The 13797-nt window shown below is 69.8% G+C and carries 15 protein-coding genes; 9 read left to right on the top strand and 6 right to left on the bottom strand.

Going from position 1 to position 13797, the window contains the following annotated elements; all coding sequences use genetic code 11:
• Positions 1–3: 3 nt before the first annotated feature.
• The 4 genes from A5673_RS22105 to mftR form a co-directional block, all read right to left on the bottom strand.
• A complete protein-coding gene (locus A5673_RS22105; protein ID WP_068237478.1) occupies positions 4–222 on the bottom strand; it encodes a hypothetical protein in 219 nt (72 codons plus the stop codon).
• Complete coding sequence (locus A5673_RS22100) at positions 219–740, bottom strand: RNA polymerase sigma factor (RefSeq protein ID WP_068237476.1); 522 nt, start codon at positions 738–740, stop codon at positions 219–221. The genes A5673_RS22105 and A5673_RS22100 overlap by 4 nt, the downstream gene beginning before the upstream one ends.
• Before the next feature lie 79 nt (positions 741–819).
• Positions 820–1872, bottom strand: a complete 1053-nt coding sequence (locus A5673_RS22095) for a DUF2332 domain-containing protein (RefSeq protein WP_068237474.1) — start codon at positions 1870–1872, stop codon at positions 820–822.
• A complete protein-coding gene (mftR, locus tag A5673_RS22090) occupies positions 1869–2465 on the bottom strand; it encodes a mycofactocin system transcriptional regulator (RefSeq protein ID WP_197518450.1) in 597 nt (198 codons plus the stop codon). The genes A5673_RS22095 and mftR overlap by 4 nt, the downstream gene beginning before the upstream one ends.
• 89 nt (positions 2466–2554) lie before the next feature.
• Here mftR and mftA point away from each other — a divergent pair, with 89 nt between their 5' ends.
• The 7 genes from mftA (at position 2555) to mftG (ending at position 9036) form a co-directional block, all read left to right on the top strand.
• Positions 2555–2644 (top strand): mycofactocin precursor MftA, encoded by a 90-nt coding sequence (gene mftA / locus A5673_RS22085; protein WP_066907308.1) that lies wholly within the window; start codon positions 2555–2557, stop codon positions 2642–2644.
• A 5-nt stretch (positions 2645–2649) separates the two neighbouring features.
• Positions 2650–2922, top strand: a complete 273-nt coding sequence (gene mftB, locus A5673_RS22080; protein ID WP_231971423.1) for a mycofactocin biosynthesis chaperone MftB — start codon at positions 2650–2652, stop codon at positions 2920–2922.
• Positions 2919–4094 carry a mycofactocin radical SAM maturase gene (gene mftC / locus A5673_RS22075; RefSeq protein ID WP_068237472.1) on the top strand — a complete coding sequence of 392 codons (1176 nt, stop codon included), beginning with the start codon at positions 2919–2921 and terminating at the stop codon, positions 4092–4094. The genes mftB and mftC overlap by 4 nt, the downstream gene beginning before the upstream one ends.
• 3 nt (positions 4095–4097) lie before the next feature.
• Positions 4098–5282, top strand: coding sequence for a pre-mycofactocin synthase MftD (gene mftD / locus A5673_RS22070; RefSeq protein WP_068237471.1), 1185 nt, complete (start codon positions 4098–4100; stop codon positions 5280–5282).
• Positions 5283–5457: 175 nt separating this feature from the next.
• Positions 5458–6189 (top strand): mycofactocin biosynthesis peptidyl-dipeptidase MftE, encoded by a 732-nt coding sequence (mftE, locus tag A5673_RS22065; protein ID WP_068237468.1) that lies wholly within the window; start codon positions 5458–5460, stop codon positions 6187–6189.
• Complete coding sequence (gene mftF / locus A5673_RS22060) at positions 6186–7598, top strand: mycofactocin biosynthesis glycosyltransferase MftF (RefSeq protein WP_068237463.1); 1413 nt, start codon at positions 6186–6188, stop codon at positions 7596–7598. Before mftE ends, mftF begins: the two co-directional genes overlap by 4 nt.
• Positions 7599–7614: 16 nt before the next feature.
• Positions 7615–9036, top strand: a complete 1422-nt coding sequence (mftG, locus tag A5673_RS22055; RefSeq protein ID WP_068237461.1) for a mycofactocin system GMC family oxidoreductase MftG — start codon at positions 7615–7617, stop codon at positions 9034–9036.
• 30 nt (positions 9037–9066) lie between these two features.
• Here the strand turns inward: mftG and A5673_RS30490 are convergent, their stop codons facing one another.
• Together A5673_RS30490 and A5673_RS22045 are read right to left on the bottom strand one after the other, a co-directional pair.
• Positions 9067–9918, bottom strand: coding sequence for a PE family protein (locus A5673_RS30490; RefSeq protein ID WP_068237457.1), 852 nt, complete (start codon positions 9916–9918; stop codon positions 9067–9069).
• Positions 9919–10767: 849 nt separating this feature from the next.
• On the bottom strand, positions 10768–12384 hold the full coding sequence (locus A5673_RS22045) for an MFS transporter (RefSeq protein WP_068237454.1): 1617 nt from the start codon (positions 12382–12384) through the stop codon (positions 10768–10770).
• Positions 12385–12528: 144 nt separating this feature from the next.
• On the opposite strand from A5673_RS22045, the gene A5673_RS22040 reads away from it, so the two are divergent.
• Together A5673_RS22040 and rpsJ are read left to right on the top strand one after the other, a co-directional pair.
• Positions 12529–13137: a TetR/AcrR family transcriptional regulator gene (locus A5673_RS22040; RefSeq protein WP_255396654.1), complete on the top strand. Its 609-nt coding sequence runs from the start codon at positions 12529–12531 to the stop codon at positions 13135–13137.
• A 347-nt stretch (positions 13138–13484) separates the two neighbouring features.
• Complete coding sequence (gene rpsJ, locus A5673_RS22035) at positions 13485–13790, top strand: 30S ribosomal protein S10 (RefSeq protein WP_003873519.1); 306 nt, start codon at positions 13485–13487, stop codon at positions 13788–13790.
• Positions 13791–13797 lie beyond the last annotated feature (7 nt).

Below are 13797 nucleotides of genomic sequence, written 5' to 3'. Positions count from 1 at the left end.
GCCCTATCTCAGCGCCGCCGGGCGCGGGACGGCGTCGGCGGCCGATGGCTCGGCCAGTTCGGACAGGGCGGTCGCGGCGCCGCTCATTACGACTCCGCTCGGCAGGGACAGTGCGGATTGCAAGCGCCGGCGCAGGCGCGCGGCGAAGTCCGGATCGGGTTGCACCGGAAGGTCTTCGGCGCGCAGCACATCCAGCGGATCGGAACGGTCTTGCCGATTCATGACGCGCCTCCTTCCGGATACTGTTGTTTGAAGGCCCGGCGGGCCCGGACCAGGAGCGCCTCGGTGGCGTGCACGGTGCGTCCGATCAGCCGCGCGCATTCGCCGACCGAGCAGTCGTCCATGTAGCGCAGCACCAGCACGGCGCGGTGCGGCTCGGCCAGCCGTGCCAGCACCGCCTCGGCGACCATGCGATCCAGCTCGGCGTCCCAGTCGTCGACCGGGTCCGCCGGCTCGGGCGGATCGGCGACCGGCACGGCCGGCCGGCGGGAACCGCGCCGATAGTGGTCGGCCAGCTTGTGGCGTGCCACGCCGAGCAGCCAGGGAATCGTGATCGGCGGCGGGTCGTCCCGGCGCGCGGCGTCCATCGCCGCGAGGAAGGTTTCCGACGTCAGGTCCTCCGCCGTGGCGCGATCCCCGCAGCGGCGGACGAAATACCCGTACACCACGGGCAACGCCTCGTCGTACAGCGCGAGCAGCGCGCGTCGAGCGTCGGATTGGTGCTCCGCTTCGGCGCTCACACCCCTATCGTCGCCGCGGCAAGCCGAACTCCGACGGGGGCGGGCGGAAAAATTTATTGGCCGGTTCAACCGGAGGGATCTACTGCCAGTTCACCGGCGGCCCGTGCGGATGGCATTCGGCGAGGACCGCGAGCTCGCCACCCGGCCAGCGGCGGGCCCGCACCAAAAACCGGATCGGCGCGCCCGGCCCGTTCCGCGCGGGTTCGAGGGTGAGATGGGCGAACGGCGACCCGGCGCCGGCTTGCGCGCCCAGCGCCTCGACGCCGTCGCGGACGGCGGCGCGCTCGTCGTCGGACAGGTATTGCCAGGTGATCGAGTGCCACAGCACGGTCAGCGCGCCGTCGGCGAGGCCCATGCCGGCGACCGCCTCGGCCGCCGTCCGGCGCCGCAGCCCCGCCGGGACGTCGCGGGCGACCGCGATGGCGCCGCGCAGCCGGTCCAGCCGGGCGTGCTGGTCGGGCCAGACGTAGCTCAGCACGGTCATCTCCCCGTCGGCCCCGGTGACGTCGATGGGTGCGATGTCATACCCGTTTCGCTCGACGATCCGGACCGTGCCGTTGGGCGGCAGGGCGCCGCGCCACGCGTCGTCGATGGTCACCGGCGAGCCGACCGGTCCCCACCGGCCGCGGTCGTGCCGGTAGTGGTAGTGGTCGGCCCGCATGTTCAGCCCCGCGCTCGACCCGATCTCGAAAAGCCTTATCGGCAAGCCCAATCCGTGATCCAGCCGCAACAGCCCGCCGATCAGCGCGGCGGAGCGGCCCACCTCGTTGGTCTGCGGCGGCTGCTGCAGTGCCGCCCTCAGAAACTCGGCGTGCCGGGCGGCGGTGCCCAGGATTTCCGGCCAGGCGTCGCGAGCGTCCCACGCGCCGGCCGTGCTGGGGTACCAGCGCCGCAATTCCGGGGCCCGGCCGTCGAGCACCAACCGGTGCAGCCCGCCGAGCAGCCGCAGCGGCACCGCGAGCCGCGACGGGTCGTCCTCGTGGCCGGACAGTATCGCCGCGAACACGCCGCCCGCCTCGACGTCGCCGGCCACCAACTCGAAGAGCTCCCCGTACATGGGGGAGCCGGAGCCCGCGCAGAACCGGCCCTGCGCGCGCAGCATGTGCAGCAGGTGCTCGGTGCCCGCGTTCATCGGTCCAGGCTTTCCAGCCCGGCGCCGACGACGTCGAACGCGTCGCCGAGCGCGACGGGCAACGGGACGGACTCGTCGGCGAGCCAGTGCTCGTAGGCGCTCAGCGCCACCCCGAGCATCGTCCAGGCGACGGTCTGCGGCAGCGGATCGGTCGTCTTGGCGCCCAGCCGGTGGGCCACGAAGCCCGCCATCACCTCGCGCCACCCCGCGTACATCGTCATCGAATAGGCCTGCAGCTCAGCGGTTTCCAGGATGACGCGCATGCGCTGGCGGTGCCGGACCGTCTCGCACTCGTCAAAGGTGTTGAACGCCAGCAGCGCGGCGCGCAGGGCCTCGCCCAGCGGCACCCGCGGATCGACCGCTTCGAGCAGTTGCCGCAGGTGTGCGAGGTGGGCGTCGAAGTCGCCCCACAGGATGGCGTTCTTGGAGGCGTAATAGCGAAACACCGTGCGGCGGGCGATCCCGGCCGCGTGCGCGACGTCGTCGACGCTCACCTCGGCGAACCCCCGGGCGGCGAACAGGTCGAGGGCGACGTCGGTGATGTGGCCCGGTGTCGTGGAGCGGCGCCGGCCCACCCGCGGCTGCGGCATCATCGGACCCCCGCCCTTCCATTGCGGCACTCGATGCCATATTGTGGCCAGAACGATCCGTCGTTGTCGAGCCCTCAGGGAGGAAAATCCACATGGACCACGAAACCGAAACCGCGACCGAGCTCGTCACCGAGACCCTGGTGGAAGAGGTGTCGATCGACGGGATGTGCGGGGTCTACTGATCCGCGTGTTCGACCCCGATCGCGGCTGGCGGTTGCACCCGCAGGTGGCGGTGCGGCCGGAGCCGTTCGGCGCGCTGCTCTATCACTTCGGCACCCGCAAGCTGTCCTTTCTGAAGAACCGCACCATCCTCACGGTGGTGCGGTCGCTGGCCGACCATCCCGATGTGCGGTCCGCCTGCCGCGCCGCCGGCGTGGACGACCCGGGGCAGGAGCCCTATCTGCACGCGCTGGGCGTGCTGGCCGAGTCAAAGATGTTGGTACTTCAGGAGGCGCAATGACGGCTGCAACGTCCCCCGTGCCGCGGCTCATCGAGCAGTTCGAGCGCGGCCTGGACGCGCCCATCTGCCTGACGTGGGAGCTGACGTATGCCTGCAATCTGGCGTGTGTGCACTGCCTTTCGTCGTCGGGCAAACGCGATCCGCGGGAGTTGTCCACCCGCCAGTGCATGGACATCATCGACGAGCTGGAACGCATGCAGGTGTTCTACGTCAACATCGGCGGTGGGGAACCCACTGTGCGCCCGGACTTTTGGGAGCTGGTCGACTATGCGACCGCGCACCACGTCGGCGTGAAGTTCTCCACCAACGGCGTCCGGATCACCCCGCAGGTCGCCGCCCGGTTGGCCGCCAGTGACTACGTCGACGTCCAGATCTCGCTCGACGGCGCCACCGCCGAGGTCAACGACGCCGTACGCGGCGACGGCTCGTTCGCGATGGCGGTGCGCGCACTGGAGAACCTCGCGGCGGCCGGCTTCGAAGATGCCAAGATCTCCGTCGTCGTGACCCGGCACAACGTTGACCAGCTCGACGAATTCGCGGCGCTGGCAAGCCGTTACGGTGCCACCCTGCGCATCACCCGGCTGCGTCCGTCGGGTCGGGGAGCCGACGTGTGGGAGGAGCTGCATCCCACGGCCACCCAGCAGGTCCAGCTGTACGACTGGCTGGTCGCCAAGGGGGAGGGGGTGCTCACCGGTGATTCCTTCTTCCACCTGGCACCCCTCGGCTCGTCCGGCGCCCTGGCCGGCCTGAACATGTGCGGCGCGGGCCGCGTGGTGTGTCTGATCGACCCGGTCGGTGACGTGTACGCCTGTCCGTTCGCCATCCACGACCGGTTCCTGGCGGGAAACGTTCTGTCCGACGGCGGATTTGACAACGTCTGGAAGAATGCGCCGCTGTTTCGCGAGCTGCGTGAACCGCAGTCGGCGGGCGCCTGCGGCAGCTGCGGGCACTACGACAGCTGCCGAGGCGGCTGCATGGCGGCCAAATTCTTCACCGGCCTGCCGCTGGACGGCCCGGACCCCGAGTGCGTCCAAGGGCACAGCGCCCCGGCGCTGGCCCGCGAGCGGCAGACGCCGCGGCCGCGCGCCGACCACTCCCGCAAGGCGGGCGGGCCGGTTCTGTTGAACCTGTCGCGGCCCCCGGCCCGGCCCTGCAACGAAAGCCCGCTGTAAACGATGGCCGACCAATGGTTCGAAACGGTGGCGATCGCCCAGCAACGCGCGAAGCGGCGGCTACCCAAATCCGTTTACGCGGCGCTGCTCGCCGGCAGTGAAAAAGGGATCACCGTCTCCGACAACGTCGCGGCATTTGGCGAACTCGGATTCGCCCCCCACGTCGTCGGCGCGCAGGAAAAGCGCGACCTGTCGACCACCGTTATGGGACAAAGCATTTCGATGCCGGTATTGATTTCGCCGACCGGTGTGCAGGCGGTCGACCCGGACGGTGAGGTCGCCGTCGCGCGGGCCGCCGCGGCGCGGGGAACGGCGATGGGCCTGTCGTCTTTCGCGAGCAAGCCGATCGAGGAAGTCATCGCGGCGAACCCCAAGGTGTTCTTCCAGCTGTACTGGCTGGGCGGGCGCGACGCGATCGCCGAGCGGGTGGAACGCGCGCGTCAGGCCGGCGCGGTCGGGTTGATCGTCACCACCGACTGGTCGTTCTCGCACGGGCGCGACTGGGGTAGCCCGAAGATCCCTGAAGCCATGAACCTGCGGACCGTGCTGCGGCAGTCTCCGGAGGCCGTCTTCAAGCCCCGCTGGCTGTGGAAGTACGGCAAGACGCTGCGCCCACCGAACCTGCGCGTGCCGAACCAGGGCGGGCGCGGTGAGCCCGGCCCGGCGTTCTTCGCCGCCTACGGCGAGTGGATGGGCACGCCGCCCCCGACGTGGGAGGACATCGCCTGGCTGCGCGAGCTATGGGGCGGGCCCTTCATGCTCAAGGGCGTGATGCGCGTAGACGACGCCAAAAGGGCTGTGGACGCCGGTGTTTCGGCCATCTCGGTGTCGAATCACGGCGGCAACAACCTGGACGGCACGCCGGCGTCGATCCGCGCCTTGCCCGCGGTGGCCGCGGCGGTCGGCGGTCAGGTCGAGGTGCTGCTCGACGGTGGCGTCCGGCGCGGGAGCGACGTCGTCAAGGCGGTGGCCCTGGGGGCGCGGGCGGTGATGATCGGCCGCGCCTATTTGTGGGGCCTCGCCGCGGCCGGGCAGGCGGGGGTGGAAAACGTCCTCGACATTTTGAGCGGGGGCATCGACTCGGCGCTGATGGGTCTGGGACACGGTAGCGTCCACGATCTCGGCCCGGACGACATCCTGGTGCCGGCCGGCTTCACCCGGTCGCTCGGGGTGGCGCCGCATAGCTAAAAATGTTGGCCGGGATTCCTAGGATTTGATCTGGATTTGATCTAATCTCAATCCGCCGCCGCGAAAATTGTGGTGTTCGCGTGGTAACCGTGACGGACGGGTCACCATATTCGACCGAACGGTGAACGAGCCAGAAAAAAAATATTTTCGAGGGTCAACAATTGGTGCACGCCAGGTGAATTCGTCCTACCATCAGCCAGTGCCCGTACTCGGCGAATTAGGAACGGCGACGTCGAGCCAGCTATTGAGTACCTCGCCGTCGATAATGGTCCCGCTGGGGTCGACTGAACAACATGGTCCGCACCTGCCGTTGGACACCGACACCCGCATCGCGGCCGCGGTCGCCCGAGGGGCCCGGGCGCGTCTCGAACAACCCTGGCTGGTCGCGCCGGCCATTGCCTACGGCGCCAGCGGCGAGCACCAAGACTTCGCCGGCACGATCTCGATCGGCACCGAGGCCCTGGCGCTGCTCCTGGTGGAGTACGGCAGGTCAGCCGCGTGCTGGGCGCCGAGCCTGGTCTTCGTCAACGGCCACGGTGGCAACGTCGGCGCATTGAGCGCGGCGGTCGCACGGCTGCGCGCCGAAGGACGGGACGCCGGGTGGTGCCCGTGTGTGGCCCCCGCCGGGGACGCCCACGCCGGCCATACCGAAACATCCGTGTTGCTCCATATCTCACCGACCGAGGTGCTGACCGACCGGTGGATCGCCGGCAACCGGGCGCCACTGCCGGACCTGCTCCCCGCGATGCGTCGCGGGGGAGTGGCGGCGGTCAGCCCGGTCGGGGTGCTGGGCGACCCGACGACCGCGACCGCCGCCGAGGGCAAGCGCATCTTCGGCGAGATGGTCGACGATTGTGTCCGTCGAGTCGCCCGGTGGTCACCCGGGCCCGACGGGATGCTCACATGACGGCCACCCGGTTGCCGGACGGGTTCGCCGTTCAGGTCGATCGTCGCGTGCGGGTGCTCGGCGACGGCTCGGCCCTGCTGGGTGGGTCCCCGACGCGCCTGCTGAAGCTGGCTCCGGCCGCCCAGAGCATGCTGTCCGACGGCCGGCTGAAGGTCCGCGACGACATCAGCGCGCAGCTGGCCCGCACCCTGCTCGACGCCACGGTGGCCCACCCCCGGCCCGCGGGCGGACCGTCGCACCGTGACGTGACCGTGGTAATCCCGGTGCGCGACAACGTGTCCGGCGTGCGGCGCCTGGTCAGCTCACTGCGCGGGCTGCGCGTCGTGGTGGTCGACGACGGCTCCTACCCGCCCATCGAGCCCGAGGACTTCATCGGCGCCCACTGCGACGTCGAGGTGCTGCGCCACTCCTACAGCAAGGGCCCGGCGGCGGCGCGCAACACCGGGCTGGCCGCCTGCACGACCGACTTCGTCGCCTTCCTGGACTCCGACGTGACGCCGCGCCGGGGTTGGCTGGAGGCCCTGCTCGGTCACTTCTGCGACCCCACCGTCGCCCTGGTCGCGCCGCGCATCGTCGGGTTGTCGCACAGCGAGAACGTGGTGGCGCGCTACGAGGCGGTGCACTCGTCGCTGGACCTCGGGGAGCGCGAGGCCCCGGTGCTGCCCCACAGCACGGTGTCCTACGTCCCCAGCGCGGCCATCATCTGCCGCCGCTCGGCCCTGCGCGGCGTGGGCGGGTTCGACGAGACCATGCAGTCCGGCGAGGACGTCGACCTGTGCTGGCGGCTCATCGAAGCGGGCGCCCGCCTGCGCTACGAGCCGATCGCGCAGGTCGCGCACGATCACCGCACCGAACTGCGGGACTGGCTTGCGCGCAAGGCATTCTATGGCGGCTCGGCCGCCCCGCTGTCCGTGCGCCACCCGGACAAGACGGCGCCCGTGGTGATCTCCGGCTGGGCGTTGATGGCCTGGACGCTCATGGCGCTGGGGACCAGCCTCGGCCAGCTCGCCTCGATCGTGGTCGCGCTGGTGACGGGCCGTCGGATCGCCAAGGCCATGCGCAGCGCCGAGACCTCGCTGTGGGATGTCGCGACGATCGCCACCCGCGGTCTGTGGGCGGCGGCACTGCAACTCGCGTCGGCGGTCTGCCGGCACTACTGGCCGGTGGCGTTGCTCGCGGCCGTCCTGTCGCGCCACTGCAGACACGTCGTGCTGGTCGCCGCCGTCCTGGACGGCGTGGTGGACTGGCTCCGCCGCCGCGACGCCACGGGCGACGAGGCCGAACCGATCGGGCTGCTGACCTACCTGATGCTCAAGCGCGTCGACGACCTGGCCTACGGCCTCGGGCTGTGGTGGGGTGTGGCGCGCGAACGCAACGTGCGCGCGCTCAAGCCGCAGATCCGCACCTAGTGGTCTTGAAGCCGCTTTGACCGCGGCCGTCCCGCGCAGCGACGTGCTGATCGTCGGCGCCGGCAGCGCCGGATCAGTTGTTGCCGAGCGCCTTTCCAGCGATCCCGGCCGCACGGTGACCGTCCTGGAGGCCGGCCCCGGCCTGTCGGATCCGGAATTGCTGGCGTTGACCGCCAATGGGTTGCAACTGCCGATCGGGGTCGGCAGCCCGGTGGCCGAGCGCTTCCTGACCCACCTCACCGACCGGCACGATCTCAAGCTCCCGATCGTGCGCGGGAAGACGGTGGGTGGTTCGGGCGCGATCAACGGCGGCTACTTCTGCCGCGCTCTCGCGAGCGATTTCGGCCGGGCGCCGCAGCCCGGCTGGACATGGCCGGAGGTGCTCGAGCACTTCCGCGCCATCGAGACCGACCTCGATTACGATGGGCCGGCCCACGGCAAGACCGGACCGATCGCCGTGCGTCGGACCCGCGAAATGACCGGCACCACGGAGGCTTTCATCGCGGCCGCCGAGAGCTTCGGATTTCGGTGGATCGATGATCTCAATGACTGTGGGCCGGAACCGATTTCGGGGCTGGGTGCGGTTCCGCTGAACATCGTCGACGGCGTGCGCACCGGCTCCGGCGCCGCATACCTGCTGCCGGCGCTGGGGCGGCCCAACCTGGTGTTGCTGGAGCGCACCCGGGCGGTGCGACTGCGTTTTTCCGGGACGACGGTGGTCGGCGTGGACGCGGTCGGCCCGCACGGCCCGATGGAGCTGACCGCCGACCGAATAGTGTTGTGCGCCGGGGCGATCCAGTCCGCCCACCTGCTGATGCTGTCGGGCATCGGCGACGAACGGATGTTGCGGGCCGCCGGCGTCCCGGTGCTGGCGCCGCTGCCGGTGGCCACGTCGTGCAGTGACCACCCCGAATGGGTGTTGCCGACGAACTGGACCGTGGCGCCGGGCCGGCCCGTGGTGGAGGTGGTGCTGGGCACCGACGACGGGCTCGAGATCAGGCCGTACACGGGCGGGTTCGTCGCGATGACCGGTGACGGGACCGCGGGGCATCCCGACTGGCCGCACATCGGAGTGGCGCTCATGCGCCCGCGGGCACGCGGCCGCGTGACGCTGGTCTCCCCGGATCCGGCCGTCCCGCCGCGGATCGAGCACCGCTACGACAGCCAGCCCGACGACGTCGCCGCGCTGCGCCGGGGCGCTGAACTGGCCCGCGAATTGGCCGGCCCCACAACCGTTGTCGGCTCGCCGGTGTGGTCGACCTGCCAGCACCTTTGCGGCACCGCCCCCATGGGGGCCGTCGTCGACCCGCGCTGCCGAGTATTGGGCGTGGAAAACCTTTGGGTGATCGACGGGTCCATCCTGCCCGCGATCACTAGCCGGGGCCCGCACGCGACCGTCGTGATGCTCGGGCACCGCGCCGCGGAATTCGTTGCGTAGCCGCGACGGGTTCTCCGATGACTCGGAGAATCAGGCCGAGTAAGGCTCCATCTCGATCGGCACGCCCGCCGCCACCGGCTGCTCCTCATGGGCCGCCGCCGACGCGGGGGAGTATGCCGGCGTCGCCGGGGAATAGTTCGGTGTCGCCGCGGGCGCCGCGCTGACCGGCGTGCCGATCGGCATCGCCTGGGCCGCCGTTACCGGATTGAATGCCGGCGCTTCCACCGGCGCCGCTTCCACCGGCGCGGCGGCGGGTGCCGGCGTGACCACCTCCGCGGCCGCGGGGGCGTAGCCCGGCGTTGCCGGCTGCATCGCGGCAACCGGCGCAGCCGCCGGCGCCGCGGCCGGCGCCGCCGCCAGCGGCGTGCCGGCGGGCAGCATCGAAACCGGTGCGACGGGCGCCGGCGCGACCGCCGACGCAACGGATGCCGCCGGTGCGGCCGGCGCCGCTCCGCCCGACAGGCCGGCCATGGCCGCCGGCACACCCGCCGCCGCCGAGCCCGCCGACGCGGCGGTGCCCAGCAACGGTTGCGCAGTCGACAGCGACTGGCCGGGTACGTTGCCGCCGACCATGCTTTGGACCGTTTGCAGGGGGCTGGCGTTGGCGGCCTCGGTAAGGGCGTATTGCTCGGCGCCGGCGCTCATCAGCTGCACGAACTGGGTGTGAAACGCCTGCGCCGCCGCGCTGAGGGCCTGGTAGATCTGGGCGTGCGCGTCGAACAGGCTTGCGATGCTCGCCGATACCTCGTCGGCGCCGGCAGGCAGCACGCTCGAAACCGGACCCAGCGCGGCTGAGTTGGCGTCGCTGACCATGGATCCGATGTTCGTCAGATCCATCGCGGCGGCCGCCACGTACTCCGGCGCTGCGATCACATAGGACATTCCGCTCCCCCGGCTAGCCTCGACGCCGTCCGTTTCCCCACGCAACGGACTCCGCTCAACTGGATGCTAGTGCCCTCCCCGGGGTCGCCGAGGCGTTTTCGGCCGATGTTCACCTAGCGCCATCACCCAATGGGGAGCGGGCCGCGCCAGCCGCCCGATGTGAGGGAGATCGAGCCGGGCGCGACCCGCTCGCGAAACTGACGTCGTGCAGTCCACGTAGATGGCCACGACAAGTGGCTGGGGCGTCGCTGACTTTCCGTCAGGCGCGGACTCTGCGTCGCAATATTCGTGGACGGTACGACGTTCCGGCTTCTTGCATCACCTCCCTTCGGCAGAACTCGACCGGCGAGCTGCGTCTCACGCGGCCGCCGGAGGCGATCGTTCCCGGGCCCATACCCTGCAGGACGGCCATCGAACGCGCAGCTCAGCGCCGCCGGGTGGCAATGTGCGCGGTCTGGGCTGTGTCGTCACGAAGGTGCCGGCCCGGCGGCGATCTTGCCGGGGCGCGGGCCGCTCACAGGTGACACGGCGAGCCGGGCGGCCCGACAAACTGAGGCGCATCCATTCGGCCTCCACGATCGCCGCCGCCTCGATGACCGCCGGGCACACCGGCGAATCCGACGTCACCTGTTGTTTGCTGAGCGAGTCGACGCCCATCAACATCACACCCACCTCAACCTGCGAGATGACCTGTACCTGTCGATATATATTTTCTGATACCACGCCGCGCGGATGTTCGCAAGCATCTGGGCCGGATTGGTGGCTGGTGCAGCAGAAATTAGCCGCGGCGCGCCCCGATCACCGGATCCTCGGTCGGCCGGTGTGGTTCTCCGCCAGCGGCATTGGCCATCAACGCGGCGCGACCCGATGCCGGCCGGCGCCCGGCTTGGCCCTGGCGACAAGCCGGCGCACCGGGCGTAGTTGGCGCCCGTCGCGCCCCGGTGCCCACAATCCGATCAACACCGCGACGATGGCGACGATCACAGCCATCGTGATGGTCGAAGCGTGCAGGGCGGTCAGGAATGCGGATTTGCTGAGGTCGGCCAGCTGGCGTCCCTGCGGTCCCAGCTTGCCCGCCACTTCGACGGCCTTGGCCAGCGAATCGGTGGCTGGTCCGCGAACCGGGGCGGGGAATTCGGCCAACCTCGGTGCGAGCTCGTGGGAGTAGCGACCGGCCAGGATCGAGCCGGCGACCGCGATCCCCAACGCCCCGCCCATCTCGCGGGATGTGTCGTTGACCGCGGAGGCAACGCCCTGCTTTTCGTCCGGAACTGCGCTCATGATCGCCGAAGTCGTGGGCGCCGTGCATATTCCGATTCCCGTGGCGAGTATCAGCGTCGGCCAGGAGAACTGCGAATACGTCGAGTGCAGGCCCAGTCCGTACATGCACGCGAAGCCAACGGCCATGAACAGCGTGCCGACGAACAGCACGAGCCGCAGTCCCAGCTTGGGCACATACCAGAACGACAGCGCCGAGAAGATGCCCAGCGGCACCATGAATGGACCGAAGGCGATCGCCGTCGTCAGCGGCGAGTAACCCATGATTTGCTGGACGTATTGCATGCCGATGTAGAAGAACCCGAATGTCGCGCCGAACAGCATGACGATCGCGGCCACCCCGGTCGCGAAATTGGGATCGGCGAACAACCGGACGTCCAGCAGCGGGTTTCGCCGCCACCGGAACTCGACGACACCGAACACGACGGCGATGACCGCCCCCGCGACCAGGCCGCCCCAGACCAGCAGGTCCGTCCACCCGCGGTCGGGCGCTTCGAGGATGGCGAACACCGCGATTGCGACGGCACTGGCGATGAGGACCGCACCGAGCCAATCGACGCGGGGAGCGTCGGCTTCGCGCGACGACGCGACGGTGCACCCCAGGGCGAAGATCACCATCCCGGCTATGCCCAGCGACCAGAAGATCGCATGCCAGTCCCAAAAGCGAAGCAGCAGACCAGAACCCAGCATGCCGAGGACGCCACCGGAGCCGGCGGTGCCGGCCCAGATGCCCACGGCCTTCATCCGATCTTCTTTCGGATACGCGACGGTCAGCAGCGACAGCGTCGCGGGCATCACGAAGGCGGCGCCGGCACCGGCCACCGCCCGGCCCGCGATGATCTCCAGGGGGTCATGGAAGATCGCCGGTGCGGCCGAGCCGAGCGCGAAGACCACCAAACCGGTCAGCAGCGCCCCGCGTCTGCCGTAGCGGTCGCCGATGGCTCCCGCGGGAAGCAGCAGGCACGCCAGCGCCAAGGTGTAGCCGTCCACGATCCAGGTCAGCTGCGTCTGCGTCGCGGACGTGGCCACCGCGAGGTCGCCCAGCGCGGTGTTCAGCGCCGTCATCGACCCGACGACCAGCCCGACGCCCATGCAGGCGACGGTCAGGGTCCATGCTCGGGCGCGTGGGCTTCCGCCGATGCCCGTCGCGTCAGTACGCTGATCAGGCCGTACCAGCGTTTCGACCATAGGAAGCGCCTCCTAACGGGGGCGTAGAAGTTTTGAGACCGATAGTCTTGTGAAGTAGCCGATAATCCCGGCTCCAAAACGGAGAGGTGGCTCACAATTACCGGCGGAAGTACCGATCCCCGCCCGGCGCGGTCCCGGGCCCGGTTGCTCGAAGCGGCGGCCGCGCTTCTGCGTTCCGGAGGTCCGAGCGCAGTGACCGTCGACGCGGTCACCCGCACCGCCAACGTAGCGAGGGCGACGCTGTATCGCCACTTCCCGAGTGGGAATGATTTGCTGGCGGCGGCGTTCAACAGCCTGATCCCGCCATCGCCGACGCCACCGGAGGAGGGCTCGCTGCGCGATCGGCTTGTCGCGTTGGTGTTGGCTCAGGCCGAAGCCGTGGCCCAGGCGCCGGCCCTGCTGACCGCCATGTCGTGGCTGGCGCTGGGACCGGACCTGGAAGGGTTGCCGGAACCGGGCGATGGCCGCGCCAACGACTGTTCGATCACCTCGTTGCGCGAACGCATCGCCCAGCAGTACGCCGCGCCGTTCGACGCCGTGTTCGACAGCCCCGAGGCGGCCGCCGAACTGGGTGAGGTCGACCGATCGCGGGCGATCGCCCTGCTGATCGGCCCGCTGGTGCTGGGCCGCCTGTCCACCCTGCCCGACTTCGACTATCGGGAGTGTGCGCGCGCGGCCGTGGACGGTTTCCTGCATGTTCAGCGCGCGCAGCACCGGGCCGACGCGGCGAGCACCGAATCGGCAGGTGCCTGAGGCCTCGACGCCGTCCCCGGAATTTTGTCCGCGACGCGATCTAGGGCATACTGTTCGGGTTGCCTTTCGCCGGGTTCTCCCTGGCTGGGCATACGACCAGCGCCCAACCGGGCGCGTCCGGTCCCATCCTCGGAACGCGACCAATTTTGGCCGCGAAAGAGGCTGCGTCAGGGTGACACACCCGACCGCGGGGGCCGGTGGACCACGACAGGTAAACAGCGGCGCAGTATCCGGCGCGACGCTCGACCGGCCCAACGTTTGGGCGGCCGATTCGCGCGCTGGGGGGCACTGAGACATGGACGTAAGCCCGGATACCGGGCTTCAAGAGGAGTAAGGGTAGGGAAAGCGTGGCGGGACAGAAGATCCGCATCAGGCTTAAGGCCTACGACCATGAGGCTATCGACGCATCGGCGCGCAAAATCGTCGAGACCGTCGTCCGCACGGGTGCCAGCGTCGTAGGTCCGGTGCCGCTGCCGACCGAGAAGAACGTGTATTGCGTCATCCGCTCTCCGCACAAGTACAAGGACTCGCGGGAGCACTTCGAGATGCGTACGCACAAGCGGTTGATTGACATCCTCGATCCGACGCCGAAGACCGTCGACGCGCTGATGCGCATCGATCTGCCGGCCAGCGTCGACGTCAACATCCAGTAGGAGCTCC

The sequence above is a fragment of the Mycobacterium sp. E3198 genome, from assembly GCF_001667015.1.
Lineage (GTDB): Bacteria > Actinomycetota > Actinomycetes > Mycobacteriales > Mycobacteriaceae > Mycobacterium.
The sequence above is the reverse complement of the archived record's forward strand: the minus strand, read 5'-3'. Positions and strand labels throughout refer to the sequence as shown.